Annotated in this window: 25 protein-coding genes; 12 read left to right on the forward strand and 13 right to left on the reverse strand. The window is 62.8% G+C overall.

Annotation, left to right across the window (positions count from 1 at the left end):
- Nucleotides 1-71: 71 nt before the first annotated feature.
- Nucleotides 72-800, forward strand: a complete 729-nt coding sequence (locus tag J7E82_RS02135; protein WP_308113549.1) for a GntR family transcriptional regulator — start codon at nucleotides 72-74, stop codon at nucleotides 798-800.
- A gap of 54 nt (nucleotides 801-854) precedes the next feature.
- Here the strand turns inward: J7E82_RS02135 and J7E82_RS02140 are convergent, their stop codons facing one another.
- Complete coding sequence (locus J7E82_RS02140) at nucleotides 855-1,193, reverse strand: hypothetical protein (protein ID WP_214859871.1); 339 nt, start codon at nucleotides 1,191-1,193, stop codon at nucleotides 855-857.
- Nucleotides 1,194-1,354: 161 nt separating this feature from the next.
- Between J7E82_RS02140 and J7E82_RS02145 the strand changes: the two genes are divergently transcribed.
- The 3 genes from J7E82_RS02145 (at nucleotide 1,355) to J7E82_RS02155 (ending at nucleotide 2,385) form a co-directional block, all read left to right on the forward strand.
- Nucleotides 1,355-1,585: a hypothetical protein gene (locus J7E82_RS02145; RefSeq protein WP_214859873.1), complete on the forward strand. Its 231-nt coding sequence runs from the start codon at nucleotides 1,355-1,357 to the stop codon at nucleotides 1,583-1,585.
- A gap of 36 nt (nucleotides 1,586-1,621) precedes the next feature.
- Nucleotides 1,622-2,074, forward strand: coding sequence for a D-aminoacyl-tRNA deacylase (gene dtd / locus J7E82_RS02150; protein WP_214859876.1), 453 nt, complete (start codon nucleotides 1,622-1,624; stop codon nucleotides 2,072-2,074).
- 98 nt (nucleotides 2,075-2,172) lie between these two features.
- Nucleotides 2,173-2,385 carry a DUF2905 domain-containing protein gene (locus tag J7E82_RS02155; protein ID WP_214859881.1) on the forward strand — a complete coding sequence of 71 codons (213 nt, stop codon included), beginning with the start codon at nucleotides 2,173-2,175 and terminating at the stop codon, nucleotides 2,383-2,385.
- On the opposite strand, the gene J7E82_RS02160 is transcribed toward J7E82_RS02155, so the two are convergent.
- The 10 genes from J7E82_RS02160 to J7E82_RS02205 form a co-directional block, all read right to left on the reverse strand.
- Nucleotides 2,313-2,870, reverse strand: a complete 558-nt coding sequence (locus J7E82_RS02160) for a glycoside hydrolase family 2 TIM barrel-domain containing protein (protein WP_251041326.1) — start codon at nucleotides 2,868-2,870, stop codon at nucleotides 2,313-2,315. The genes J7E82_RS02155 and J7E82_RS02160 overlap by 73 nt on opposite strands.
- A gap of 110 nt (nucleotides 2,871-2,980) precedes the next feature.
- Entirely contained in the window at nucleotides 2,981-3,526 is a 546-nt protein-coding gene (locus tag J7E82_RS02165) for a heme-degrading domain-containing protein (protein WP_308113550.1), read from the reverse strand.
- 289 nt (nucleotides 3,527-3,815) lie between these two features.
- Nucleotides 3,816-4,550, reverse strand: a complete 735-nt coding sequence (locus J7E82_RS02170) for an aspartate/glutamate racemase family protein (protein WP_214859889.1) — start codon at nucleotides 4,548-4,550, stop codon at nucleotides 3,816-3,818.
- A 9-nt stretch (nucleotides 4,551-4,559) separates the two neighbouring features.
- Entirely contained in the window at nucleotides 4,560-6,011 is a 1,452-nt protein-coding gene (locus tag J7E82_RS02175) for an amidohydrolase family protein (RefSeq protein WP_214859891.1), read from the reverse strand.
- Between the two features lie 10 nt (nucleotides 6,012-6,021).
- Nucleotides 6,022-6,864, reverse strand: coding sequence for an aspartate/glutamate racemase family protein (locus J7E82_RS02180; RefSeq protein ID WP_214859893.1), 843 nt, complete (start codon nucleotides 6,862-6,864; stop codon nucleotides 6,022-6,024).
- The gene (locus J7E82_RS02185) at nucleotides 6,861-7,538 is read right to left on the reverse strand and encodes a GntR family transcriptional regulator (RefSeq protein ID WP_214859895.1); all 678 of its coding nucleotides are present in this window, start codon (nucleotides 7,536-7,538) and stop codon (nucleotides 6,861-6,863) included. Before J7E82_RS02185 ends, J7E82_RS02180 begins: the two co-directional genes overlap by 4 nt.
- Nucleotides 7,539-7,628: 90 nt before the next feature.
- Nucleotides 7,629-8,960: an MFS transporter gene (locus tag J7E82_RS02190; protein WP_214859897.1), complete on the reverse strand. Its 1,332-nt coding sequence runs from the start codon at nucleotides 8,958-8,960 to the stop codon at nucleotides 7,629-7,631.
- Nucleotides 8,961-9,269: 309 nt separating this feature from the next.
- Nucleotides 9,270-9,635 carry a DUF6510 family protein gene (locus J7E82_RS20460; RefSeq protein WP_214859899.1) on the reverse strand — a complete coding sequence of 122 codons (366 nt, stop codon included), beginning with the start codon at nucleotides 9,633-9,635 and terminating at the stop codon, nucleotides 9,270-9,272.
- On the reverse strand, nucleotides 9,632-10,369 hold the full coding sequence (locus tag J7E82_RS02200; protein ID WP_214859901.1) for an FAD-binding oxidoreductase: 738 nt from the start codon (nucleotides 10,367-10,369) through the stop codon (nucleotides 9,632-9,634). Before J7E82_RS02200 ends, J7E82_RS20460 begins: the two co-directional genes overlap by 4 nt.
- Nucleotides 10,370-10,376: 7 nt before the next feature.
- A complete protein-coding gene (locus tag J7E82_RS02205; RefSeq protein ID WP_214859988.1) occupies nucleotides 10,377-10,970 on the reverse strand; it encodes a sulfite oxidase-like oxidoreductase in 594 nt (197 codons plus the stop codon).
- A gap of 157 nt (nucleotides 10,971-11,127) precedes the next feature.
- On the opposite strand from J7E82_RS02205, the gene J7E82_RS02210 reads away from it, so the two are divergent.
- Nucleotides 11,128-12,066 (forward strand): diacylglycerol kinase family protein, encoded by a 939-nt coding sequence (locus J7E82_RS02210; protein WP_214859902.1) that lies wholly within the window; start codon nucleotides 11,128-11,130, stop codon nucleotides 12,064-12,066.
- Nucleotides 12,067-12,164: 98 nt separating this feature from the next.
- On the opposite strand, the gene J7E82_RS02215 is transcribed toward J7E82_RS02210, so the two are convergent.
- The gene (locus tag J7E82_RS02215; protein ID WP_214859910.1) at nucleotides 12,165-13,232 is read right to left on the reverse strand and encodes a Gfo/Idh/MocA family oxidoreductase; all 1,068 of its coding nucleotides are present in this window, start codon (nucleotides 13,230-13,232) and stop codon (nucleotides 12,165-12,167) included.
- The gene (locus J7E82_RS02220; RefSeq protein ID WP_214859912.1) at nucleotides 13,222-14,349 is read right to left on the reverse strand and encodes an FAD-binding oxidoreductase; all 1,128 of its coding nucleotides are present in this window, start codon (nucleotides 14,347-14,349) and stop codon (nucleotides 13,222-13,224) included. The genes J7E82_RS02215 and J7E82_RS02220 overlap by 11 nt, the downstream gene beginning before the upstream one ends.
- A 706-nt stretch (nucleotides 14,350-15,055) precedes the next feature.
- Between J7E82_RS02220 and J7E82_RS02225 the strand changes: the two genes are divergently transcribed.
- The 7 genes from J7E82_RS02225 to J7E82_RS02255 are packed head-to-tail and all read left to right on the forward strand — an operon-like array spanning nucleotide 15,056 to nucleotide 24,804.
- Nucleotides 15,056-17,122: a hydantoinase/oxoprolinase family protein gene (locus tag J7E82_RS02225; RefSeq protein ID WP_214859914.1), complete on the forward strand. Its 2,067-nt coding sequence runs from the start codon at nucleotides 15,056-15,058 to the stop codon at nucleotides 17,120-17,122.
- Nucleotides 17,115-18,830 (forward strand): hydantoinase B/oxoprolinase family protein, encoded by a 1,716-nt coding sequence (locus J7E82_RS02230; RefSeq protein WP_214859916.1) that lies wholly within the window; start codon nucleotides 17,115-17,117, stop codon nucleotides 18,828-18,830. Before J7E82_RS02225 ends, J7E82_RS02230 begins: the two co-directional genes overlap by 8 nt.
- A gap of 2 nt (nucleotides 18,831-18,832) precedes the next feature.
- Nucleotides 18,833-20,377: an ABC transporter substrate-binding protein gene (locus tag J7E82_RS02235; RefSeq protein ID WP_214859918.1), complete on the forward strand. Its 1,545-nt coding sequence runs from the start codon at nucleotides 18,833-18,835 to the stop codon at nucleotides 20,375-20,377.
- 23 nt (nucleotides 20,378-20,400) lie between these two features.
- The gene (locus J7E82_RS02240) at nucleotides 20,401-21,351 is read left to right on the forward strand and encodes an ABC transporter permease (RefSeq protein ID WP_285289679.1); all 951 of its coding nucleotides are present in this window, start codon (nucleotides 20,401-20,403) and stop codon (nucleotides 21,349-21,351) included.
- Nucleotides 21,348-22,226 carry an ABC transporter permease gene (locus J7E82_RS02245; RefSeq protein WP_214859920.1) on the forward strand — a complete coding sequence of 293 codons (879 nt, stop codon included), beginning with the start codon at nucleotides 21,348-21,350 and terminating at the stop codon, nucleotides 22,224-22,226. Before J7E82_RS02240 ends, J7E82_RS02245 begins: the two co-directional genes overlap by 4 nt.
- Complete coding sequence (locus tag J7E82_RS02250) at nucleotides 22,223-23,059, forward strand: sugar phosphate isomerase/epimerase (RefSeq protein ID WP_214859921.1); 837 nt, start codon at nucleotides 22,223-22,225, stop codon at nucleotides 23,057-23,059. The genes J7E82_RS02245 and J7E82_RS02250 overlap by 4 nt, the downstream gene beginning before the upstream one ends.
- 8 nt (nucleotides 23,060-23,067) lie before the next feature.
- Nucleotides 23,068-24,804 (forward strand): dipeptide ABC transporter ATP-binding protein, encoded by a 1,737-nt coding sequence (locus J7E82_RS02255; RefSeq protein WP_214859990.1) that lies wholly within the window; start codon nucleotides 23,068-23,070, stop codon nucleotides 24,802-24,804.
- Nucleotides 24,805-24,815: the final 11 nt, after the last annotated feature.

The raw sequence follows: 24,815 nt of genomic DNA on the forward strand, positions 1-24,815 counted from the left end.
GGCCTCGGTAGCGATTACAACTACCATACAAGCACTACCATTCTAGTGTGTCAAGGAATTAGACTTAGTCCATGCAAGGGATGAACACAGGACGTGCCAGGCGTTCTTCGGTGCGGGACATCGTGTTGGAGGCTCTACGCCGGCGAATCATCTCCCTTGAGATGAAGCCCGGAGAGCCGCTCTCCGAAAACGATCTTGCAAAGGAACTTGGGGTAAGCCGTACCCCCGTCCGGGAAAGCCTCATCCTGCTTCGGGAGGAAGGGCTGGTAGAGGTCTATCCTCAAATCGGCTCATTCGTTTCGCTGGTGGATATCGCGCGGGTTTCAGAGGCACAGTTCATTCGGGAAGCCATAGAGTGCGCCTCCCTGGCTGGCATCGCGTCGCCCAATGACGAGGCAATGAGCAGGCTTCGCGCGAACCTTGAACAGCAGCGCGAGGCCGCGGAGGCAAAGGACGTAGAGCGCTTTTTCGAACTTGACGAAGTGTTCCACAAGGAGTTGCTGCGGTTGGGGGGCCACGAGTCGGCATGGGTTGCTGTCAACTCGGCGAAGGCTCATCTTGACCGTGCACGGAGGCTCAGCCTGGTCACGACCCGGCCGCTTGGTGTGCTGCTTGAGCAGCACGCCGCCGTAGTTGACGCCATCGCTTCAGACCGTACTGGCGCAGCCGTGGACGCTCTACGAGTGCATCTCCGGGCCGTTTTCGAGGACGTCGAGAGGATCCAGGCGGAGTCGCCGGAGTTGTTCGCAGGCGCCGAGCCGCCGAAGCCGACGCGGAAGAGCGTTGCGCGGCTCGGATAAGCGCGCCCTGAGAAACGTCATGGCTGCCCGGGGGGAGTTAGCTGCCCGGGCGAGTTAGCGCGGCTGGGACGGATTCGTTGGAACGCCCTCATGTGGGGGGTTTACCGGCGGGCCCGCAGTGGCAGGTGAGACCGGTGACCCTCCCTGGGTATCACTTTTTTCCGGCATGGTCGGGACGGTCGGTCCGCTCGGTGTCGCTCCATTCTGAAGGTTGTTGAGCCGGCTTTCGAGGATCTGGATGACGCCGAGCCGATTCGCATGGGCCTGTTCGTAGGCGAGCAGTTGTTGGACTCCTTCGGAATCCAGTCCTTGGATGCGTGTTGGCAGTGTTCCTGTCGGGATGTGGTCGTAGTCGGGAAGGGGCAGCTCGTCGTGCTTCGGTGAGTCGTTCATTGGATTTCCTCCTTGGGTGAACCGACGATTTCCTAGAAGCAAAGCATGCTTACAATTTTTGCCACTTTTCGGTCTTTAGGGAAGCGGAATCTTGAGCCAACTTTGATCCGATCATGCGCTGATCCCGGCAGTTTCCTTGGTTTCCGGGCGGACAGTGTCAGGTGGGAGCCGCGAAAGCGGACACCGGCACAGGTCTGGAAGTGGGGGACATCATGGACAAGTCGGGCGAGGAAGCCAACGGCAGCAAGGAGGCGGCGGATATGGCTGAAGCTAATGGCCAGGAAGGGCAATCCGAAACGGCGCCTGCCGACGAACAGGAGCAGGCTGAGGCGTCCGAGGTCCACAAGTACTACCACTCGCAGTTTATGGGAGTCTCCGAGATCTGGCCGTAGCGAAATCCCTGGTGCGGATTCGCCTAGGGTGGATCCGTGAGAGCCATCCTTCAACGCGTCACCCGAGCCGAGGTCACAGTCGACGGCGAAACTGTGGGAGCCATCCACCGACCGGGTCTGGTGGTGCTCGCCGGAGCAACGCATACAGACACCCCGGACGACGCCGCGGCCCTCGCCTCCAAGATATGGACGCTGCGCATCCTCGACGGCGAGAAGTCGTGCGCTGACGAGAACGCGCCCCTGCTGGTGGTCAGCCAGTTCACGCTCTATGCGGACACGAGGCGGGGAAGGCGGCCTTCCTGGTCCGCTGCCGCTCCCGGTCCAGTTAGCGAACCGCTAATAGTCGCCTTGATATCCGCGCTGCGTGACCTGGGCGCCGAGGTGGAGACCGGGCAGTTCGGAGCCATGATGCAGGTGTCCCTGGTCAATGACGGTCCGTTCACGATCAGCCTTGATACCGCGGAGTTCTCAACGCCCCGCCGGGGCTAACCAACGCTCTGGGAAGCCATCAGGACAGCACCATCGAACTTTCAGGGACTATCATCTCGTTCGAGACTGAAACTTCATGGTTGTAAAGGAGTTAGGTGATGGGCCGCGACCTTGGTCCGCTGTTCGTGGCTATCGGGCTGATGGTCGTCGTCGTGGGAATACTGGCATGGAACGGCTGGCTGTCCTGGTTCGGCCATCTGCCCGGGGACGTCCGAATCGAACGGGAGAACATGCGCGTTTACATTCCCTGGGTCTCCATGATCGTGGTTTCGGTTGTAGTCAGCATCGTGATTTCCTTGTTCCGGCGCTGACTTCTTGCCGGCAATGTGGGCGAGGTTGCATATGCTGACTCGGATCCGGCGTTGCGATCACGCAGCCCGGTCCATCTGCGTCGCAGGGTGTGGGCGGCTGCCTTGGGGCGGCGGTCGGCGAAGTCCGTGACCTCCTCGGCGTAGGGGTAGTGCGAAGTGCGGAAGGAGTTGTCCCCCACCCAGTCGAGGAGCTGGAAGTCGTTGACCATGTGCTCGGCGCTGTGGCCCTTGCCGACTGTGACGTGGTCCTCGTGCATGCCGAAGCCCATAAAGTAGAAGGGCCCGCCGTTGATAAGGAACTGCTTGCCGCGCACCTCGATGGTGTGCACACCGAAGGGCTGGCTGTAGGAGTCGACCAACCGGCCGCCGCCGCGGACTTCGGCGACCAGGCTGTAGAGGTAGCCTTTGCCGGGCTGCCACAGGACGACGTCGGGGATCGCGACTGTGCCCTCGGCACCGTGAGCGGGACCACAAATCGAGTACAACTCGATTTTAGAATCCCCAATGCAATAACAAGAAAGCGTTTGCCATTTATTGCCAGATACTGCTTCTTCGCTGGGTCCCTGCGCCTTTTGCGCTAGAAGGGGGCAATAGTTCACTTGGCGGCAAAAGCCCTCAACGCCTCCACCACGAGTTCGTGGTCAGCCTTTTGGGGGAGCCCGGACACGGTGACGGTGCCTATGGGGCCGGTTCCAGAGACATAAATCGGGAACGAGCCCCCGTCTGCCGTATATTGCTTCACGTCGAACCAGGCGAAGTCCTCGATGCGCCCACCGCCGACGCGGTTGCGAAGACCGACGAGCAGGGACGGCAATGCATAGCGTTCGGCTGTGCGGCTCTTGCGTTCGATCCAGCTGTCGTTGTCCGGGGTGGCGCCTGGCAGTGCGGCGTGGAAGAGGATGTGATCGTGCCGCCTGATATCGATGGCGATTGGCAATGCGCGGGTGCTGCCGAGTTCCACGAGGAGCAGTCCCAGTGATACAGCGTCCGCCTGGCTGAAGGCAGGGAAATGCAGCTCCTGAATTTCCTGCTCAATGCGCGTGATGAGGGCCTGCAGGGCTGTTTCCGACTGTTGCCCTTGGTACTCAGGATCGTATTCACGCTCGGCTTCGGGTGCTGTATAGGTCTTCTCGGCACTCACAGGAAACTCCTTGTTTGCAGGGCCAGTGGTTTCAAGCGGCATTTTGCGGGCTGTATCGCAATGTTGCAGCTCAATCACCAGCGGTCGACTCTAGCCTTTAGTAGCTAATCATTCTGCCGGGGAATGAGCCACACGCCACGCAAGTCCAGATACCCGCGCAAACAGACTGCGGCCCCTCCCGCAAACGGAGGGACCGCCGTCGTTTCCTGCCAAGGCTGTTCCCGCCCCGGACAGTTCTTGCCTGGGCGCGCGCCTCCCGACGCGCGACCCCACTATGCTGGCAGGCCGGCTAGGTCCGGTCCGCCAGCAGCCGTCCCCACCTCGGTGCGAGCAAGGGGGAACCGGCAAGCTTCAAGCAGTGCCATAGCGTCACGGCCACGGAATCCAGCACCGGGACACCGGTGGTTTCCTCCACATCCGCGGTGATGTTGGCACCGTACAGGTTGGTACAGAGGAAGACGAGGGCATCCGGCGCGGACGCTGCCAGCTCCAGGGAGCCGGGCAGCATCTCGGCATCCGTGACCCGGGCGAACGACTCGTTGTCGCTCAGGTCCAGGTGCCGGTGGTCAACAGTCTTGATCCCGCAGCCGGCGTACGACTGAATGACGGCCTCGTTCACATCCGCCGTGTACGGAGTGAAGAGTCCGATCCGCTCCGTACCGAAGGCCCTGAATGCGTCCAGGTAGGCCAGCGTGGAGGTGGTGGCAGGAATGCCGGTCGCATCGGTGATTTCCTCCACAAGCTCGCGGTCATGGGCAGCACCAAGCCAGGATCCCGAAGTGCCGTTCCAAGCGATGACGTCCACGTCCGCCGTCCCAAGTAATTCAGCGGCGGCACGCATCCCTGCGGCATCGAACTGTTTGTCCGACGAGTCGTCAAGGGCAATCCGGGTGACGGGAATGCGGGTGAAGTGCAGGGTGACGTCACGGCGCTCGCCGAGGATCCGGTAGCTTTGCGGCTCCAGGCAGGTGTTCGACGACGGCACAATCATCCCGATGCGGGTGGGGCGGTTGGTTGAAGGCATCGAAGGCTCCTAACGGGCGGCGAGGGCGGAAGGACGGGCAGGGGACGGGATGCCTTCAAGGGGAGCGACGGCGTCGCGGTGGGCCGTGAACCCGTTGCGGGCCACGAACCGACCGACGGGGCCGGGATCCTGGAACCCGCCCTCGTCCACCACCACGCGACCGGCGGAGATGACGACGACGGGCCAGCCGCGCAGCGTCTTCCCCTCGAACGGTGAGAAGTCCGTGCCCATGTGGAGGGCGCCGCCGTCGACTGTCCGTTCATCCGCAGGGTCGAACAGCACGAGGTCGGCGTCGAAGCCTTCGGCGATGACGCCCTTGCCGGGAACGGCGTTAATCCTGGCGGGGCCGGCGGAGAAGACCTCCACGAAGTCCTCAACGGAGGCTCCGGCGTCGAGCATGGCGGTCAGCGTGACGGGCATGCGGGTTTCGACGCCGGGCAGGCCGTGCGGCATAAAGCGGATGTCGTCCTGGCGCTCGCGCTTTTGGGAAAGGTCATAGCAGGAGTGGTCCGAGGCCACAGTGTGCACAGCCCCGGCAGCAAGCCGTTCCCTCAGGGCCACGACGGTTTCGGCATCCCGCATGGGAGGGCAGCAGGCGAACCACTCCGGGAAGCGGCCGGAGTAGACAGTATCGTCCAGGGTGACATAGTGCGGGCACGTCTCCGAATAGGCTTCCTGGCCGCGATTCCTGGCCTCCGTAACCAGGTCGACGGCGCCCGGCGTCGACTGGTGCACGAAGTACACCGGCGCACCCGTGTACTCGGCCATGGCGAGGGTCTCCTTGACGGACACCTCCTCCGCGAGTTCGGGCCGGGTGCGGTGCAGGTGCTCGACGGCGATCCGGCCGTCCGCGGCATGCTGTTCAGTGCAGTCCACGATGATGGGATCGTGCTCGGCGTGGATGTAGGTGAGTCCGTCCAGCCGCACCATTTCCCGCATGACTTTCAGGATGGTGTCTCCATCAGCCATGGTGGAGCCGCGGTTGGTGGTGTACATCTTCACGGAGCGCACCCCCTCGGCCGCGAGTTGCTCAAGCTGCCACGGAACGGTTTCGTCCCAGCTGACTACGGAGCCGTGCAGGGCTACGTCGCAGCGGGATTCCCGGGCGAGTTCCTTCTTGTTCCGGACGGCTTCGAGCGGGGTTTCCTGTGCATCGCGGGGGATGCCGAAATCGATGATGGTGGTGGTACCACCCCACAGGGCAGCCGTGGACGTGGTGCGATAGTCATCCAGCGTGCGGTACCGACCGGTCACCTGGGCGACGTGGCAGTGACCATCAACTCCGCCGGGGATCACGAGCTTGCCGGTGGCGTCGATGCTGCGGGACGACGTCGGGACGGGTTCGGTAGCGTCAATAAGCTGCTCAATCCGGCCTTCATGGACGACGACATGCGCGTTGTGCCGACCGAAGCTGTTCACCACGGTGCCATGGGCGATCACAAGATCGGGGATATGGGACATCGTTGTCCTCCTAAAGATTCGCGGCGGCGGCCGGGTGGGTGGTGGAAGCGGCAGCCGCATCTGCTTGAGCAGTCACTGACTGGGTGACCTGCGACTGGGCAGCGGTCAGGGCGGCGTCGAGGTTTTCAGACAATCCGCGACGGCGCTTCACCGGCGGCGGCGCGAAGGCGCCCTGGCGGTGGAAGCCCGACTGCAGGGCCACTACGGCTTCGGTCATCCGGATGCCGGCCGAGATGCCGTCTACAACGGGGACGGGGATCTGTCCGTCGAGCTTGCGGGCCAGGCCGGCCAGCGGCGCGCCTGCCAGGATGACGACGTCGGCACCGTCTTCGGTGACTGCCTTGCGGCTGAGTTCCAAAAGGGTGTCCTTGAAATCGTGCTGCACCGAGCCGATGCCCTTGAGGCTGTGGTTGATGGACCGGATGGAGGCGAGCCGGCCGGCAAGGCCGAAGTGTTCCACGCAGTCCCGGTACCAAGCGGTGATGCGATCCGAGATGGCGATGATCGAGAAGCGGTGTCCCTGCAGTGCGGCGGCGCACAGGGCTGCTTCGGTGATGCCGATGACGGGGACGTTGGTGAGTTCCTTGAGCGCGGGCAGGCCCGGGTCGCCGAAGGCCGCGACCACGACGCCGTCGACCTTCCCTTCATCCTGCCCGGAACAGTGTTCGGCGATGATCTCGGCCACGGCACCGGCAGCGATGAGGGATTCGAAGCGGGTCTCGATGTATTCGACACCGTGACCTGCGGTCCGGACAATCAATTCGGTGTCCGGCCCGGCCGAGCGGAGGGCTTCCGCCTCGATTAGCGCCGTGACGTCGTCGCTGATATTGGGATTGATAACTAGCAGTTTCATGGTCGTTTCCGTTGCTTGGGCTCCGCGGCGGACTCCTGCGGGAACTGTTCGCGGTACTTGCCAATGTGCCACGCCGATTGGGCGGCGGCTCGTTCGGGGTCGCCGCTGGCGATGGCAGCGTAGAGGTCGCGGTGTTCCTGGATCAGTTCCGGCAGGTCGCTCACGTGGCGGAAGAGCCAGTGCATACGACCCTGCAGGGGTTCCAGCGCGGAGCGGAGAAAGTCATTGTTCGCGATCCTGGTAATCGCATCGTGGAATTCGCTGTTGGCCCTGTGCGCGTCCATGATGGCGCCCTTTGCCAGGGAGCGTTCGGCCTCGTCCAGGAGTCCTGAGAGGTGTTCCAGATCCTGGGCAGTGGCCCTGGCTGCCGCGAGGCGGCAGGCAAGGACCTCGAGGGACGTCCGGACATCGAAGAGGTCCTCCACGTCCTTGGCGCTCAGGCCGCCAACCTCCATGCCGCGTGAGGCGCGGTCCCGGATGAGGCCTTCTTGCCGGAGCATCCGGAGGGCTTCCCGGACCGGGAGCCTGGAGACGTTGAATTCGGCGGCGAGGTCGCGTTCCACCAGCCGGGTGCCGGGCGCATAGTGGCCTTCGAAGATGCGTGAACGGATGGTGTCCCGCACGGCTTCCCGCAGGGGGCGGTCCGAGGTGGGGGTTTCATCTGTTGTCAGCATCTTTGCTCCATTCGAGTTTCGGAAGGTCTTGCTATTGAAGGCTATGCGCCCGGCAGGCCGGCATGCTGGGCCGGCACCGGGGGCCGGTGGTCAGACCGGCAGTCGCTTGTTGTAGTCCAGCACCAGCACCGAGATGCCCATGATGACTGCCGATCCCACGAAGTACAGCAATGCCCACGTGTAGGAACCGGTGGCCCCGACAATCAGGCCTACCACAATCGGGGTGACAAAACCGGCGATGTTGCCGCTGAAGTTCATTGCGCCGCCCAGGACGCCGGCGTTGGTGCGGCCACCCAGGATGGAGGGGATGGACCAGAACAGGCCAACCCAGCGGAGGAAGAACAGCACCACGGACAAGAGGACGACGGCGGTAATCGGGTCGGCCACGACCGTGACACCCACGAGGCCGCCCACCACCGCGACACTGGACGCGCCCAGGAGGGTGCGCATGACGCGGTTTGCTGAGGCACCGGCGTCGCGCCACTTGTCCGCGATGGCGCCGCCCAGGATTTCGCCCACGAAACCTGCGCCGAAGATCACGAACGTGGACCAGCCAATGGTCTTCAGGTCGAAGCCCTTGGCCTGCGCCAGGTAGAGCGGGCCCCAGGTGAGGAGGCCGTAGAACACGCCGTTGAAGCCCAGCCAGCCAAAGCACATAGCCCAGAAGGAACGGAATTTCAGGTAGGGAAGCAAGGCACGCTTGCCCTTGCTGCCGGCCTCTTCGGCAGCGGCGTCTTCCTCGGCGTGGGAAGCCTCGATGTACTCGGCTTCGGCGTCGTTGACGCCGCGGTGCTGGCGGGGGTGGTCGCGGACGTACCACCATACGGCGAGGCCCATGAGGACGGTGGCGACGCCGGCGATGATGAAGGCCGTGCGCCAGCTGCCGGTAGAGGCGATGAGTCCGGTGATGATGATGCCGCCGAGGCCTGCTCCCAAGGGAGCGCCGGCGTCGAGGATTGTGGCGCCACGGCCACGTTCCTTCTTGTGCATCCAGATGGCGTTGAGCTTGCCTCCGGCGGGCATGACGCCCGCTTCCGTGACGCCGATGCCGAGGCGGGCGATGAACATGCTCAGGAAGCCGCCGGCCATGCCGGAAGCAGCCGTGGCTGCGCCCCAGCCGACGCAGGACGCCGTGACGACCTTGCGGGGGCCGAACTTGTCGATCAGCCAGCCCACTGGAATCTGCATGAGCGCGTAGGTCCAAAAGAAGGCGGAGAGAAGGAGGCCCACAAGCTCGGGGGCGAGGTTGAATTCCTTCTGGATGATCGGAAGCGCCACCGAGATGGAGCCACGGTCAATATAGTTGACGGCCACGAGGACCAGGAGCAGCAGGAAGAGTTTCCAGCGGACATTGGTGCGTCGTTGCACCCCGTCCTTGCCGGGTTTGTCGGTGGTAACTGTTTCGGTGTTTTGGAGCGACACAGTTTCTCCTTCGGGGGAGTCGTGCGAGCGGAGGGAAAGGACCTTCTGTTCAGCTGGGCGGGATGCCGCTGCAGCCAGACCCGTTCCGGCGGCACTAGCGGTCCTGGTCCCTGCTTCGAGTTGAGGATCACTGCCGGTGTTGGGGAGTCTCTTTTGGGATCCCGCTTTGGGATCCCAAATCAAAAGTAAGTGTGACGGACGGCACTGTCAAGGTTTTTCTTTTTTACTATGAAGCAACCGATTGTGACCCAGGTCGGAATCCGGTGAATGAGCCTGTCGAAGTGGTGATTGAGCCTGTCGAAATCGCCGTTAGGCTTCGCGGTCGATCTGCAGATAGCTGAGCCCGCGCACATCGAGCCAAAACTGGGTCGGAGTCTCCACCAGCCTGAGCAGGACGCCCTCGCATGAACTGCAACGCACCACGATTCCGGGGGAGTCCGCGTAGACGGTGGCCTCCCCGAAAGCCCTTACAGCCCCGCAATGGTTGCAGCGGCCGAGGGCCGCGATGATATCGATGCGGAAAAGTTCCCCCAGGGGCCCGGCCACGGAGTTCCCATCGAGGTGCGATATGGGGTTGCCGCCCACTCCGGCGATGTCCAGGTCATCGGGCTGCTGGTCGCCGTCCGGCTGCTGGCCGTCCGGCGCCGGAGAAGGGGAGTTGTTGTAGCCGGTCACCGGGTTCCTCCCGTTCCGCCGAAGCGCTCGGTCCTGATCGAAGCAGCGGGATAGCCGGCCTGCACCAACCAGTCTGCGACCGTTTCAACAAATACTGTTTGGCCGCAGATGTAGATGCCAGGCATGGCATCTACAGCCAGGATTTTTGCCAGCAGCGTCTCCGCCGTGAGCCGCCTCGGTTCGATGGGCCATCCCTGCGGCGCATTGCGCGTGTACACATAGTCGAGGGTGAATCTGCGGGATTCCTCGTGCAAGTTAGCGAGTTCCTCACGATAGAACACCGCTTCCGGGGACTTGACGGAGTACAGCAGCCGGAACTGGGACGGATTATCGGACGCCTTGTGCGCGCGGATCATGGCCATAAGCGGGACGATTCCTGATCCTCCTGCTATCAGCTGCACAGGATTTAGGTCGGTCGGCCGCCAAATGAACCATCCGCCCACAGGCCCGCGGATCTCCAGGCGGTCGCCGACTTCCAAATCCCGGACAAGGTAGGGGGAGACTTCACCGTTGGCCAGTTCATCGACCGTGATCTCCAGGACGTCGTGGTTGCCTGCCGAAGCCACTGAGTACGATCGCACGGCCGTGTAGCCGTCATCGGCCGTGAGGCGGATGTCGATGTGCTGGCCGGGGAGGCTGCCGTTTAGCCCGGCAACCTTGAGGCCAATCGTCCTGGAGGTCTCCGTTTCGGGAGTGCCGCTCACGACTTCCGCGACCCGCCATAGGCTGCTCATGATTCACTCATGAGTATCGCTCTTCGCGCCAGGGATCGCCGTGGAGGTGGTAGCCGTTGGATTCCCAGAATCCGGGAACGTCGTCTGGCATGAGCTCAAGCCCATTGACCCATTTGGCGCTCTTCCAGAAGTACAAGTGTGGAACGAGCAGGCGAGCAGGACCTCCGTGCGCGCGCTCAAGTGGCTCGCCGTCGAATTCCCACGCCACCCAGGACTGACCGTCAAGAAGGTCGGACAGCGGGATGTTGGTGGTGTAGCCGCCGTAGGAATGGGCCATCGCGAAGTCAGACGTCGTTTCCACGTCTTCGAAGAGTGTGTCCAGGGATACCCCGCGCCACGAGGTATCCAGCTTGGACCAGCTGGTTACGCAGTGGATATCGGTCCGGAAATCAACCTGCGGCAAGGACATGAACGCGTCCCACGACCAGCTGTGGCGTTCACCTGTTTCAGTGGTAATGAAGAATTCCCAGTCTTCGGCAGCGACGTCCGGCGCAGGCCCTGCCGTGAGGACGGGAAAGCTCTCTGTCTCGTACTGGCCAGGTGGTAGCGCGGGATTCCCGGCACGTCGTTTTCCGTGAAAACCAGACGAGATGATACCCATCATGTACCTCCGATGCGGAGCTCCACCAGTTGGCCTGGGCCGGTCCCCCTACAGTATGGCACCTGCCGGAACGGGTCCAGAGATGCCCGCCTAAGCTCGGCGGCAGTTACGATGACAACCCCGCCAACTTCACGCCGTCGAAGACAAGAGGACCCACATGGCACAGCCAGATTCCGACTCTGCCAAGCGGGCAGCCGTCATCATCAACCCCTCCAAACCGTCGTCTGTTGGAGTGCGGGAAATAGTCGAAGCCGTGTGCCTCGAGGCCGGCTGGGACATGCCGTTGTGGCTGGAAACCACCATCGAAGACCCGGGCCCTGGACAGGCGCTCACTGCAATTGAGGCGGGGGCCGACGTCGTTATTGCCGCTGGCGGGGACGGCACCGTCCGCTACGTGGCGGAGGTCCTTGCCGGAACGGGCATTGCGCTGGGAGTGATTCCGCTGGGCACCGGGAACCTGCTCGCGCGGAACCTGGGCATTGACGTCACGGACGTCGCGGAGGCCGCCCGCGAATGCCTGATCGGCAAGGAGAAGCCCATCGATGTGGTCCGGGCCCGGGTAGACAACGCCGGCGAGGAGTTGCTCTTCCTGGTGATGGCCGGAATGGGATTCGACGCTTCAATCATGGCCGACACCGATGCCGACCTGAAGGACCGTGTGGGCTGGCTGGCGTATGTCGACGCCGGTATCCGCAACCTGGCCGGGAAGCCTGTGCGGGCGAAGATCAGCATAGACGGGAAGCCGCCTGTCCGCCGTCGGGTCCGCAGCGTCATGGTGGGCAACTGCGGCAAGGTCCAAGGAGGGATCGAAATCTTCCCCGGAGCCTCAGTCAATGACGGCATCCTGGACCTGGTGGTCATCGCTCCCAGCGGGCCCTTCGGTTGGTTTGGGGTGCTGGCCGGCCTGGTGGGTGCCCTGCTGGGCAAGGGCCGCGGGAAGGATCCGGCCGTGGAATACTTCCAGGGCACCTCTGCCGAAATCAGCATGGCGGTGCCTCAGGATTTCCAGCTCGACGGCGACCACTCCGGCGAGGGCTCGCGCCTGACTGTGTCCATGGATCCCGGCGCCCTCATGGTGCGCTACCCGGAGCCCTGAGGACACGCTCTTGGCCTGAGGACAGGGGCCCGGCTCGGGGACGCCCGGATCGGACAGTCCGTGGGCCAGATCCGGTTCCTGGCGCAGGATCCGGTTCCTCAGGCAGGTTCGAAGCTGGTACTGCGGGCCCGCTCGATGACCCTCAATACCTCGACGCTGTCTCGAGGGTCCACAGGCGGGCGGCTCCCCGTCTGCAGGGCGTGCGCCAGTTGGGTGTAGAACTGCGGATAACTGCCGCGTTCGGCCAGCACGTGCCTAGTGGAGCCGGTGGTTCCGAGCCGGCCCCAGGTGTCTGAGGCTTCGATTCCATAGGCCGAATCCGTCGGCAGAACCCCCGCAGCCAGGGCAGGTTCCTGTCCGTCCAGGCCCCACTTTGTGTAGCCCGCCTTGGAACCAAGGACATGGAACCGCGGTCCCGGCTGGGCGGCGTGGCCATTCATCCAGAGTCGGGAGCGTACGCCCGACTCATGAAACAAGGAAACAAAGGCTGCTTGGTCGGCATCCGACTGCGCATTCTCGAACCGGGACGTCTCGCCATAAACATCCACAACCGGTCCGAATAGTTCAAGAGCCTGATCGATAAGGTGGGCACCCAGATCATGCAGGATCCCGCCGCCCTCTTCCAAGCTGGCCCGGTCACGCCAGTTTCCAAATCCCTCAGGCATCCACCATTCAAACCTGGACTCGAAGCTGCGGATGTCTCCCAGCTCTCCGCTGGCGATCAACCGCCGGAGCGTCAGGAAATCGGCGTCCCACCTCCTGTTCTGGAAGACGGTCAGGGTCACTCCCTCTTCAACCGCCGCTTCAATCAGTTCCTCGGCTTCGCTTGACGATGGTACGAACGGCTTGTCAACAACGACAGCGAGCTTGCGCCGAAAAGCTTCCAGCGCGAGCTCCTTGTGCGTGGCCGGCGGGGTTCCCAGGATCACGAGATCCAGCGCGAGTTCTCCGGAATCGATACGCCCGAACAGCTCTCCGGGAGATGGGATGACGAGGCTGTCCGGATAGGTGGCTCGGGCAATGCCGGCCCGCTCGGGTTGTGAAGTGACGATCGCGTCAAGCGAGTACGAGGCGTCGGCGGCGATCAGGGGTGCATGAAAAACTCGACCGGAAATTCCAAATCCCAGGATGGCCGTGCGAATGGGATGCGTCTTCTTACTGTCCATCGAAGCGCTCCGGACGGAATGCCGCGAGCATCGGATGCTTTTCATCGGTGAGAATTTCACTGGAGAGAAGTTCGCCCGCGATCAGTCCAACGGTTGCCCCCGAATGGGAGAACGCCACGAAGCAGCCGGGAAGCTTTTCAAGTTCCCCGAACACGGGCTCGCCGTCCCCTGGGATTGGCTTCCGGCCGATCTTCCAGCTGGCCGCCTTCAATTCAGGATTCCCTGCAAGCAGGCGCGAGGCTTCCTCTGTCAGTTCATCGATCACTTCCCGGGGAATCGAGAAGGAGCCATCTGCAGCCTCAACGATCCTTTCCTCGTACCAGCTGTGGTCAATGGCCAGGGTGCCTCCGGGGTTGGGCCGAACGGCAGCGCGAGGGGTGTTGAGAACGGCCTTCAATTCCGAATCCGCCGGTTGAGTGATCACCAGAGCAGAGACGGGAGAGCCGTCCGCGATATGAATACCATGCTCCCCTACGACAGCCGGCGTTGCGGCGCCGCACGCAACCACAACATGATCGGCCTCGTAGACCGTGCCGTCCTGGGCAGCAATACCGCTGGCCCGGCTGCATGTAGTAACAACCCGGCTCCTGCCAGCGCCGGTAACGAGCCTTCCTCCCCTGGACTTGAATTCCTCCATCAGGAAGTCCACAAGGTGTGGAAGGCTGACCCAGCCTTCGCCCGGGTTGAATACTGCGACGTCGGCCACAGCCGTTGGATCGACACCGGGTGTCAGGGCGGCAATTTGTTCTGGCTTGACCAGGCGCGAATCGTAGCCGTGGGACTGCTCATAGGCGTGGCGGGCCTCTGCCTTCGGTGCCTCACCGGCCGCCGCCCAGTACAGGCCGCCACCGAACTGAAGCCACTCCCGGCTGGGGTCCTGGGCAAAAAGGGTCCTGTACCTGTCGATTCCGGCAACGCGCAGATGATGGTAGGCGTCAGAACGGTTGCCAGCCGAATTGAGCCAGGACAGCGAGCGTCCCGTTGCCCCGCTGGCTAGTTCTCCTTCGGTGACAAGGACCACCGATGCCCCTCCTCGCAGGAGATGAACTGCGGTGGAAACTCCGAGAATGCCGCCTCCCAGGATGGCAACGGTTTTTCCGCCTTGTGGGGAAGTCATGCGTGTTTACTCACTTTCTTGAATTACTGACGCTTGCGCTATTGACGCTGTATTACTGACGCCGAAGGGCTGCCGACGGCGTCGACATGTGCTGGGGCGACAAACGCCCATTGGACCGGCCGACTGGAAGCGGTGGGCATCATCTGGCCCTCCAAAAGCAGGACCGTTACGTCCCGGCCCTCCACTGTGGCGGACCAAAGCCCTGAAACGGGGCAATGGGTACCCGTTGCTGTCGCTTGCGGATGGGAACGCGATCTCAGGTTCCAAGGGAAAGCCTGTGGCGTTTCATGGAACTGGGGCCCAGTGACGGAGCGAGGGCTAGAGACCAGCGGAACTCGTCTCTTCACGAGAGTGCCTTTCGATAGAACTTGTGTCGAAAAAAGGGGAACGTTCCCATCAGGGTGTGATCGAGCATACATTCCTCGATAAAGAGGCGTCAATGGGGCGATCTAATTCGCTCGGTGCGGCAACGCGGTCCTCGGGGAATAAGTTTCAAGGAGCGGGATGGGGCACCGGACCGCCTGCCAACAAATTTTTTGAGAACGGTCCCAAAAACACCATTGACGTGTGACTCAGATCATGCCTACACTCGAATTCAGTCAGCTGTGGGAACGTTCCCCAAACAGGCGGGATGCCCACGGTGGTAAATCTTCCTCTCACCCATCCAGACGAAATACAGCGGTCGAACCAGCCAGGCAGGAAAAACATGAGTCTACGAATCGGCGTCGATACCGGAGGAACCTTCACGGACCTCTGCGCCTTCGACGAAGCAACAGGACAGGTCCACGTGCGCAAGGTGTCGTCCACCCCGGATGATCCGGGACGGGCGATCATTCAGGGCCTGCAGGAACTGCTCGAGCAGATCGGTGGGCGGTCCATCGATGAAGTCACCTACTTTGCACACGGCACTACCGTTGGCACCAACGCCCTCCTGACCGGACGCGGCGTCCGGACCGGCCTGATTACCACCAAGGGTTTCAGGGATCTCCTGGAACTTGGCCGGGGCCGCCGCCCGCATCTTTACGACCTGCAGGCGGACAAGCCTGAGCCGTTCGTGCCCCGGGATCGTCGCTACGAAGTCACCGAGCGCGTGCGGCATGACGGCCGTGTGGAGATCCCCTTGGATCTCGAAGAAGTACGCGGCGTGGTACGGGAGCTGAAGAAGCAGGCTGTCGAGTCCATCGCCGTCTGCCTTCTGTACAGCTATGTCCGTCCCGAACACGAGCAGGGAATCGGCCGAATCATTGCCGAGGAATTTCCGGAAGCATACGTGTCACTGTCCAGCGAAGTCCTCCCGGAATTCCGCGAGTTCGAACGTCTCTCCACAGTTGTGACGAATGCGTATGTGGGACCGGTCGTCGCAAAATACCTGGCCAGGCTCCGCCATAGCCTCTCCGAGGCCGGCCTGCGGTGCCAGCCGCATGTCACCCAGTCCAACGGCGGCATCATTCCCTTCCCGACGGCGGAAGAACTTCCGGTCCGCCTGGTGCTGTCCGGGCCGAGCACTGGGGTAGTGGGTGCAGCGGCCACCACGGCGGCTGCCGGCAGCCCGGACATCATCACCTTCGACATGGGCGGAACCTCCTCGGATGTCTCCCTTGTCCAGGACGGAAGCCCGAAAGTCACGTCAAGCATGGAACTGGACGGGCGGCCGATCCGCTCTCCCATGTTGGACATCCACACCGTGGGCGCCGGAGGCGGCTCCATAGCGTGGATCGACAGCGGAAACCACCTGCGGGTGGGTCCGGCGAGCGCGGGGGCCTTCCCCGGCCCGGCCTGCTATGGGAACGGCCAGGACCCTACTGTGACCGACGCCAACGTCGTGCTGCAGGTCCTCAACCCGGAGTACCTGCTGAACGGCCAGCTCAAAATTGATGCCCAGGCGTCCCACCGGGCCATCAAGTCCCTCGCCGATCCCCTGGGCCTCACGGTGCAGGAAGCAGCCCAGGGAATCATCCGCGTAGTCACGGCCAACATGGCACGGGCGATCCGGGTCATCTCGGTGCAGCGCGGCTACGATCCCCGCGACTATGTCCTTGTCCCCTTTGGCGGTGCCGGACCCTTGCACGCTTCCAGACTCGCCATGGAGTTGGGCTCGCGGCGAATCCTCGTGCCGGAGACTCCCGGCGCACAGTCAGCCCTGGGACTGCTCATGACGGATATCCGTAGTGACTTCATGCGCACCCAGATCATGCTGGCTTCCCCGGCGGCACCCGGTGACTTCAACAAGGTCTTTAGCGAGCTGACGGACCAGGCGAATGAGTGGTTTGAGGAAGAGGGCATCGAAACCGATCGACGCTCCCTGTCCCGTCGGGTCGAAATGCGCTACGCCGGCCAGAACTACGAGCTTGCCGTGGACGTTCCCGAGGGCGAGATCACCGCGGAAACGGTCAACGTCCTCATCGACAGCTTCCAGGCGGCCCACGACCGGATGTACGGCTACAGCGCCCATGACGAAGTAGTGGAAGCAGTGACATTCCGGATCCAGGCCGTCGCCTCGGTGCCCCGCGCCGACCTTCGGCGGTCATCGTTTGCCGGGCGGAGCGTTGAATCGGCCATTCTCGGACGCCGGGACGTCTACCTTCCGGAAGAAGGCGGCTACACCTCCTGCCCCGTCTACGAGCGCTCCCGCCTGGACGTCGGGCATCGGATTGTAGGCCCGGCCATCATCGAGCAGATGGATACCACCACCTTGCTGCTGTCGTCAGACGTGTGCGTCGTGGACGACCTGCGCAACCTAGTCATCGAAATCCGTAGGAGTATCAGTGAATAACCACCTTGCCAAGGCACCCGTGGTCCTGGACAGCGTCCTGGTGGAGGTCATCGGGTCCGCCCTGTCCACCGTCGTCGAGGAAATGGGCGGGACCCTGGTCCGCGCAGCCTATTCCACCAACATCAAGGAACGCCGCGACTGCACCGCAGGCCTCTTCGACGCGCAGGGCCGGGGCATCGCCCAGGACGAGGGCGGTTCGCCCCTGCACCTGGGATCCCTCATGGGCATCGTCGACGCCATTATGGAGCGGTATCCGCTGGAGGAAATCAATGACGGCGACACGTTCATCGGCAACGACCCGTTCAGCGGTGGCGGCTCCCACCTTCCGGACATCGTCCTGGCCACCCCTGTTTTCGTTGACGGCGTCCTGTCCGCCTGGGCTGCAAACCTGGCCCATCATGCGGACTTTGGCGACCGCGGGCATGCACACATCTTCCAGGAAGGCCTGCGTATCCCGCCTGTCCGCTTGATCCGGCGCGGGCACCTGCAGCAGGAAATGCTGGACCTCATCCTGCTCAACTGCCAGGTTCCCCATGAGCGAAAGGCTGATCTCCGCGCACAGCAGTCAGCCAACCGCCTGGCATCACAGCGGTACAAGGACCTCTGTGCCCGCTACGGGCGCGAAGTGATGGCGCAAGCCGCCGAGGAACTCCTCGACTACACAGAGCGCCGGACCCGTGCTGCGATCGAGAAAATGCCTGACGGCGTCTACTCCTTCACCGACAAGTTCGACTGTCCTGAACTGGACGAGGAACTTGACCTCCAGGTCAAGGTCACGGTGGAGGGGGACGAAATCCTGTTCGATTTCGCTGGCAACCCACCGCAGGTCCGGGCGAGCGTGAACGTGGTCTGGACGGCCCTCTACGCTTCCGTCTACTACTCGCTCAAGAGCCTTGTCGATTCCGACATCGTCGCCAATGCAGGGCTCTACCGCCCAGTGCGGATCGAGGCACCTCGCGGATCGATCATCAACTGCGAGGAACCGGCGGCCGTCAACGGACGCAGCGAAACCTGCCAGCGGATTGTCGACCTGATTCACGGCGCCCTCGCCACAGCCGTCCCGGAACGCGTCACGGCTGCAAGCAACGGTGCGAACACCGGAGTCCACTTCTCCGGCCGGAATTCCCGGACGGGCAAGGAATTTGTCTACCTGGAGACCATTGGCGGCGGCTGTGGTGCTCGAGCAAGCAAAGACGGCCTCGACGGCGTGCAGGTCCACATGACCAACACCTCCAACCTCCCGGTTGAGAGCCTGGAAACCGAGTACCCCCTGGTCGTCGAAGCATACGAGCTCATCCAGGACTCTGGCGGCGCCGGTCAGCACAGGGGCGGCCTGGGCATTCGCCGGGCTGTCCGCGTCGAGGACAAGAACATCCATTTCTGGCTCGACACAAGCCGCCAGAAGTCCCAGCCGTGGGGTCTCGACGGCGGGACGCCGGGCGCCAGTGCCAACGTTGCCCTCAGCCCCGGAGCACGTCCCATCGACCACGGCTACACCGTCCTGCAGCCCGGCGACAGGGTAGCTATCGAAACCGCAGGGGCGGGCGCCTACGGACCTACGTCCAAGCGAACACCTGAAGAGGTTGCCCGAGACTTGGCCGAAGGGAAAATCTCCGAGGCCACGGCCCGCCGCTTCTATCCACAGCAAACCGAACAAACCCCGGAAACCGGATCAGGCTCCGGATCCTCACCCACGCAAGGAAATTGATCATGTCCACTACCTTGAAGTCGTCTGCGGCAGTCGCCGCGATCGCGGCCTCGGCCCTGGTGCTCTCCGCCTGTGGCGGATCCAGCCCGACCCAGGCCCCTGAGCAGGAACTCCAGTTTGGCCTCTCCGGAGACGTCCCCAAGCTGCAGCCGCACCTGGACCAGGGCGCGTCCGCAATGCTCCTCGACTCCGTACTCCATCGCGGCCTCCTCGGCTACGATTCCAAGGGCGAAGTGGTCCCCGCCCTCGCCGAAAAGTACGAGCAGAGCGATGCCACAACCTACAAGTTTACCCTCCGCAAGGGCCTGACCTTCCACGACGGAACACCCCTCACGAGCGCCGAGGTCAAGACCTCATTCCAGGCGCTCGCGGATCCCAAGGCAGCGGCGAAGATTGTCGCCGTTACCCAAGGGATCCAGGCCATCGAGACACCCGACGCCGAGACAGTGGTCATCAAACTGAAGGCCCCAAACGCGGCATTCCTTAGCTACATCGCTGACACCACGGCCGCAGTTCTTCCCCCGGCCGCATACCAGAACGCGGGAGAAAGCTGGGTGGGCGCCGGCCCGTTCAAGCTGGCATCGCATGACAAGGGAGTCTCGTTCGTCGTCGAAAAGTTCGATGGGTACTACGACGCTGCCTCAGTGCAGCTGAACAAGATCGACTTCCCGATCTACACGGACGGCCAGGCACGAACAAATGCCCTGCTGGCAGGCGACGTTGACCTGATCGACTTCGTTCCGTGGGAGGAGTTCGACCGGGTCAAGGCCGATCAGAACATCACCCTGGATGCCCAGAGCGGCCCCTTCATGTACCTGAACTTCAACGTGACCAAGGGCCCGTTCGCCAACGCCAAAGTGCGCGAGGCTGTGGCGCTCGCGGTGAACAGGGACAACGTGGTCTCGGCCGCCCTCTCCGGAAACGGATCCCCCATCAAGGGCGTTCCCATTCCTGAGAGCAGCCCCTTCTACAACGAATCGCTGGCGAAGGGCTGGGAACAGAACATCGACAAGGCCAAGTCGCTGCTCGCCGAAGCCGGTTACGCGAATGGCTTTAGCGCCAGGATGCTCTCCACATCCCAGTACGCCTTCCACAGGGACACCGCTTTGTCTGTGCAGTCGGATCTTGCCGCCGTCGGGATCAAGCTCGATCTTGACCTCCCGGACTGGGCAACCAGGGTCTCCAAGGGCAACGCAGGCGACTACGAAATTGCAGTCTCCGGCTCTGCCGGCGTGGTGAATGATCCGTCCTTCCTGAGCAAGTTTGTCCAGGGCCCGGCAGAACACACCCGCTCCTTCGGCTATGACAACGCGAACATCAATGCGCTCCTGGCCCAAGGGCTGAGCGAGGCCGATGAAGCCAAGCGCAAGGCAGTGTACGACGACGTCTCCCGGACCATCCTGACTGACGTTCCGTTCGTCTCCCTTGCAGGCCGTGCACAGGCCTTTGCGTACCAGAAGTCCGTCACCGGGTTCAGCAACCTGCCCGGATTCCTGACCTTCAATTCCGGTTACACGCTCGCCACCACGTCCATCGTTTCCAAGTAACTGATATCTGGAGGCACCCCTTGTTGAGATTCATAGTGAAGCGATGCCTGCTGGGTATGCTCCTGGCGTTCATCGTCCTAACGTTGATCTTCCTTTCACTGCACCTTGTCCCCGGAGACCCGGCGGAGATTATCCTGACAGGAGAAGGCGGGGGTGCCGCCAGCCCGGAGGCTCTGGCGAAAGTCCGTGCCCAGCTCGGACTCGACCAGAGCCTCTGGAACCAGTACGTAAACTACCTCTCCGGCGTCCTGAGCGGGGATCTCGGATCCTCATTCAGGGACAACAGCCCGGTTACGCAGGCCGTCGCAGAACGGCTGCCGCGAACGCTGGAACTCGTGGCCGTCGCGGTACTGCTGGCGCTGGTGGTGGGCATCCCCCTCGGCAGCCTCGCAGCCAAGCGTGGTGGCGTCATCGACGCCACCATCAACCTGGTGACAAGCACCGGAATTTCAGTTCCCGTGTACGTGATTGGCACGGTCCTTGTCCTGGTCTTCTCCCTCAAGCTCGGATGGTTTCCAGCGGGCGGGTTCAGGGCGGCTGAGACCGATTTCGGAGGGCATCTCCAGCGAGTACTTCTGCCCGCCGTTGCCCTGTCGTTCGGCATAATCTCCGTGGTATCCCGCATGACCCGTTCAGCAGTGCTTGAGGTCATCAGCCAGGACTACGTGCGCACCGCCAAGGCCATAGGCCTCAGCCGTCCGGTTGTGTTCAGGAAGCATGTCCTTCGCGGTTCCCTGAACCCGGTGGTTACCGTCGTCGGACTTCAGGTGGGCACACTGCTGGGATCAACCGTCCTGGTCGAACGGATTTTCAACTGGCCGGGCCTGAGCGGGCTCCTTGTGGAGGCCGTGCTCCAGCGGGATTACCCGGTGGTGCAGGGAATCGTCATTGTCATCTCAGTGATCTTCATCCTGATCAACATCATCGTCGACATCTCGTACGGCCTGCTCGACCCGAGAGTGAGGACATCATGAAAGCTTTCCTGAAAAGGATTCACGCCCACTCCACGCCCTTGCGTTACGCTGCCGTGGCCGTCGTGTTTATCGTCATCGCGGTGGCCATCCTTGCACCGCTCGTAGCGCCGCATGACCCGATAGCCCAGAACGTCGCCAACAAACTTAGGCCCGTTGGAACACCCGGCCACCTGCTGGGAACCGACCAGTTTGGCCGGGACAGCCTCTCACGGCTCATCTACGGTGCCCGGATTGAAATTGTCGTCGCAGTGGGGGCCACGGTGTTCGCCTGCATCTTCGGTACCTTCCTTGGTTTGATGGGCGGATATTTCGGACGCCTTGTGGAAACCGTGACCATGCGGCTGACGGATGTCATCCTGGCGTTCCCGCCGATCATCCTGGCACTGCTCATCGTCACCATTTACGGCTCCGGAGTGATGACGCTGATCGTCGTGATGGGGCTGCTGTTCGCGCCCAACTTCGCACGCATCACTTATGGCCAGGTTGTAGGCGTCAAGCACGCGGAATATGTCGAGGCAGCAAAGGCCATCGGCGCACCGACACCCAGAATCCTGCTGCGCACGGTGCTGCCGAACATCATGTCTCCCATTGCCGTGCAGATGTCCCTGACACTTGCGTCCACCATCCTGCTTGAGTCCGGGCTGAGCTTCCTCGGCCTTGGCGTGGTACCTCCGACGGCGTCCTGGGGCCTCATGGTGGCCGAAGGCCAGCGCTTCATGGCGTCCAACCCGGACCTGCTCCTGGCGCCGGCGATCGCCGTCGTCGCAACCATCCTGTCCTTCAGCATCCTGGGCGATGCCTTGCGTGACTGGCTCGACCCGCGTAGCCGGACCTCCCGGCCTAGGACCGCCGCCCTCACGGAGGTGCGGGCATGAAGTTCGGTGTCCACAGCTACATGATCGTCGACAACATCGACCGTCGGACCATTGACGAAATGGCGGGCACGGCAGCGTCGTGGGGCGTCCAGGGCGTTGAGGTGCACATGGATCGGGCAGAGGATCTGCCGCGGCTCGAGCTGAAGAAGGTGGCCGCCCGGCACGGCGTGGACCGGACGCTCGGCGTCGTCCTAACGGCTGAAAACAGCCTCGTCAGTCCCGATCCGGAGGTCCGCCAGGCGGGGGTGGAGCATATCACCAGCGCGATCCACGCGGCCGCGGATGTCGGAGCGAACAACATTGGGGGTGTCCTCTCTGCCGCCGGACGGGTCTTCACGGGTCAACCCGCGACTGAAACCGAACTGGAACGGGTGGTCGATGGATTGTCCAAGGTTGCACCTATCGCGGAAGCCCACGACGTCACCGTCAGCGTCGAAGCGACCAGCCGTTACCTCGGATACGTGCTGAACACCGCAGCCCAGGCACGGTCCCTGCTGGACAGGGTGGGTTCCACGCACGTGCAGGTCCAACTGGACACCTTCCATATGAACATCGAGGAAGCCTCGGTTCCCCAAGGAATCCTCGACGCCGGAGGGCGGCTGGGATACGTGCAGATTGCTGAAAGCCACAGGGGGCTCCTGGGAAGCGGGCATATTCCCTGGGCCGAAGTGATGGAGGCGCTCCGCAGCGTGGATTACGACGGCTGGCTGACCTTTGAAGCGTTCACCCCTGCCCACCCTTCCATCGCCGCAAAATCCAACACCTGGCGCCACCTGTGCACGGAACAGGCCATGGTCACCGAAGGCATCGAATATCTGCGAGGACTGATATGAGCAACAACATGAGCGAGAACCTGGCGGCTGCAGCAGTCCGGCGCTGCCCGCCTCGGGACGAAACCCCTGTCCTGGCCATCCGTGACCTCTCCGTTTCCTTTGGCATCGGAGGCCATCAAGTGCAGGCCATCAAAGATGTCTCCTTCGATGTCTACCGTGGGGAAATCCTGGCAGTGGTCGGAGAATCCGGCTCCGGCAAGAGCGTCTCAAGCCTGGCGGCCCTTAGGCTCCTGCCTGACACTGCGGACGTTTCAGGAAGCGTCACCACAGCGGGACTCAGCGTATTGACGGCGTCGGAAGCGGAAATGGAAGCCCTGCGCGGGGACAGCGCATCCATGATTTTCCAGGAACCGATGACCGCGATGAACCCGGTCTACACCATTGGACAGCAAATTGGCGCCGCCCTGCGCGCCCATCGTCCTGTCAGCCGCAAGGAAGCGCAAAGCCGGACGATTGAAATGCTGGAACTGGTCGGCATGCCCGAACCGGAACGAAGGGTAAACCAGTATCCGCACCAGCTGTCCGGCGGTCAACGGCAGCGTGCCATGATTGCCATGGCCCTGATCTGCGAGCCCCAACTGCTCATCGCGGACGAACCGACCACAGCACTTGACGTCACGGTCCAGGCCGAAATCCTGGACCTCATCAAGGACATCCAGAAGAAGACGGGGATGGCCGTGGTCTTCATCACCCACGACATGGGCGTAGTAGCCGACATCGCCGACCGCGTCATCGTGATGCAGAAGGGGATGGTGGTCGAAGAGGCCTTCGTCAACGAACTCTTCGATGAGCCCCGCCACCCCTACAGTCGAAAGCTGCTGGCAGCGGTGCCTCGGCTCACCGTCACGCCCCAGCCGGCAGGGAACGTCACTGCTGGCCTCTCCGACGAACCACAGGAACGCCGGGACGTCGTTCTCAGCGCCAAGGACCTCGTCATTGAGTATCCCGGACGGCTTGGCCGCCGGGGGTTCAGGGCCGTGGAGAAGGTCAGCTTCGAAATCCGGCGTGGAGAAATCCTGGGCCTGGTAGGGGAGTCCGGGTCCGGTAAGTCAACGGTTGGACGGTGCGCGGTCGGCCTCCTTCAGGCCACTGAAGGCGAGCTGAATGTTTGTGGCCACGATATCTCCCGGCTCTCCGCCAGGAACATCCGGCCGCTGCGCAAACGCTTCGGCATCGTCTTCCAGGACCCGGCGTCGTCGCTGAATCCCCGCGCCAGCATAGGCGACAGCATTGCCGAGCCGCTCCGGCTGCATGGACCCCGGTCATCGGCCGGCGATATCCGGAAGAAGGTACGCGAACTGTTGGAAAGCGTGGAACTTCCGGGCTCCTGGTATGAGCGGTATCCCCACGAATTGTCGGGCGGGCAGCGCCAACGCATTGGCATCGCGCGTGCTATTTCACTCGAACCCGAGCTTCTCGTAGCGGATGAGCCGACCTCGGCCCTGGACGTCTCTGTGCAGGCCAAGGTGCTGGAGATCCTTGTGGAGCTCCAGCGCAGGATGGGCTTTTCCTGCCTGTTCATCAGCCATGACCTCGCCGTCGTCGAGAGCCTGGCCTCCAACGTGGCCGTGATGAGGAAGGGTTCCATAGTGGAAACCGGGTCCATCAGCCAGGTCCTGCATCAGCCGCAGGAAGCCTATACGAAGCGACTCATCGCAGCGGCGCCAATCCCTGACCCGCGTGAGCAGCGACGCCGGACGCTGGCCCGGCAGGCAGCCGCCCAGGAAGACCGGATCGCTTCCTGAGCCCGGGTGAG

Origin of the sequence: Arthrobacter sp. ISL-30 (genome assembly GCF_018613855.1) — a bacterium.
GTDB lineage: Bacteria > Actinomycetota > Actinomycetes > Actinomycetales > Micrococcaceae > Arthrobacter.

What these genes read in the sequence shown, in the direction of transcription:
- J7E82_RS02135 (WP_308113549.1), top strand. Translation starts at nt 72, where the DNA reads ATGCAAGGGATGAACACAGGACGTGCCAGGCGTTCTTCGGTGCGGGAC.
- J7E82_RS02180 (WP_214859893.1), bottom strand. Translation starts at nt 6,864, where the DNA reads ATGAAACTGCTAGTTATCAATCCCAATATCAGCGACGACGTCACGGCG.
- J7E82_RS02225 (WP_214859914.1), top strand. Translation starts at nt 15,056, where the DNA reads ATGAGTCTACGAATCGGCGTCGATACCGGAGGAACCTTCACGGACCTC.
- J7E82_RS02140 (WP_214859871.1), bottom strand. Translation starts at nt 1,193, where the DNA reads ATGAACGACTCACCGAAGCACGACGAGCTGCCCCTTCCCGACTACGAC.
- J7E82_RS02215 (WP_214859910.1), bottom strand. Translation starts at nt 13,232, where the DNA reads ATGGACAGTAAGAAGACGCATCCCATTCGCACGGCCATCCTGGGATTT.
- J7E82_RS02250 (WP_214859921.1), top strand. Translation starts at nt 22,223, where the DNA reads ATGAAGTTCGGTGTCCACAGCTACATGATCGTCGACAACATCGACCGT.
- J7E82_RS02175 (WP_214859891.1), bottom strand. Translation starts at nt 6,011, where the DNA reads ATGTCCCATATCCCCGATCTTGTGATCGCCCATGGCACCGTGGTGAAC.
- J7E82_RS02155 (WP_214859881.1), top strand. Translation starts at nt 2,173, where the DNA reads ATGGGCCGCGACCTTGGTCCGCTGTTCGTGGCTATCGGGCTGATGGTC.
- J7E82_RS02220 (WP_214859912.1), bottom strand. Translation starts at nt 14,349, where the DNA reads ATGACTTCCCCACAAGGCGGAAAAACCGTTGCCATCCTGGGAGGCGGC.
- J7E82_RS02245 (WP_214859920.1), top strand. Translation starts at nt 21,348, where the DNA reads ATGAAAGCTTTCCTGAAAAGGATTCACGCCCACTCCACGCCCTTGCGT.
- J7E82_RS02170 (WP_214859889.1), bottom strand. Translation starts at nt 4,550, where the DNA reads ATGCCTTCAACCAACCGCCCCACCCGCATCGGGATGATTGTGCCGTCG.
- J7E82_RS02235 (WP_214859918.1), top strand. Translation starts at nt 18,833, where the DNA reads ATGTCCACTACCTTGAAGTCGTCTGCGGCAGTCGCCGCGATCGCGGCC.
- J7E82_RS02255 (WP_214859990.1), top strand. Translation starts at nt 23,068, where the DNA reads ATGAGCGAGAACCTGGCGGCTGCAGCAGTCCGGCGCTGCCCGCCTCGG.
- J7E82_RS02200 (WP_214859901.1), bottom strand. Translation starts at nt 10,369, where the DNA reads ATGAGCAGCCTATGGCGGGTCGCGGAAGTCGTGAGCGGCACTCCCGAA.
- J7E82_RS02205 (WP_214859988.1), bottom strand. Translation starts at nt 10,970, where the DNA reads ATGGGTATCATCTCGTCTGGTTTTCACGGAAAACGACGTGCCGGGAAT.
- J7E82_RS02185 (WP_214859895.1), bottom strand. Translation starts at nt 7,538, where the DNA reads ATGCTGACAACAGATGAAACCCCCACCTCGGACCGCCCCCTGCGGGAA.
- J7E82_RS02210 (WP_214859902.1), top strand. Translation starts at nt 11,128, where the DNA reads ATGGCACAGCCAGATTCCGACTCTGCCAAGCGGGCAGCCGTCATCATC.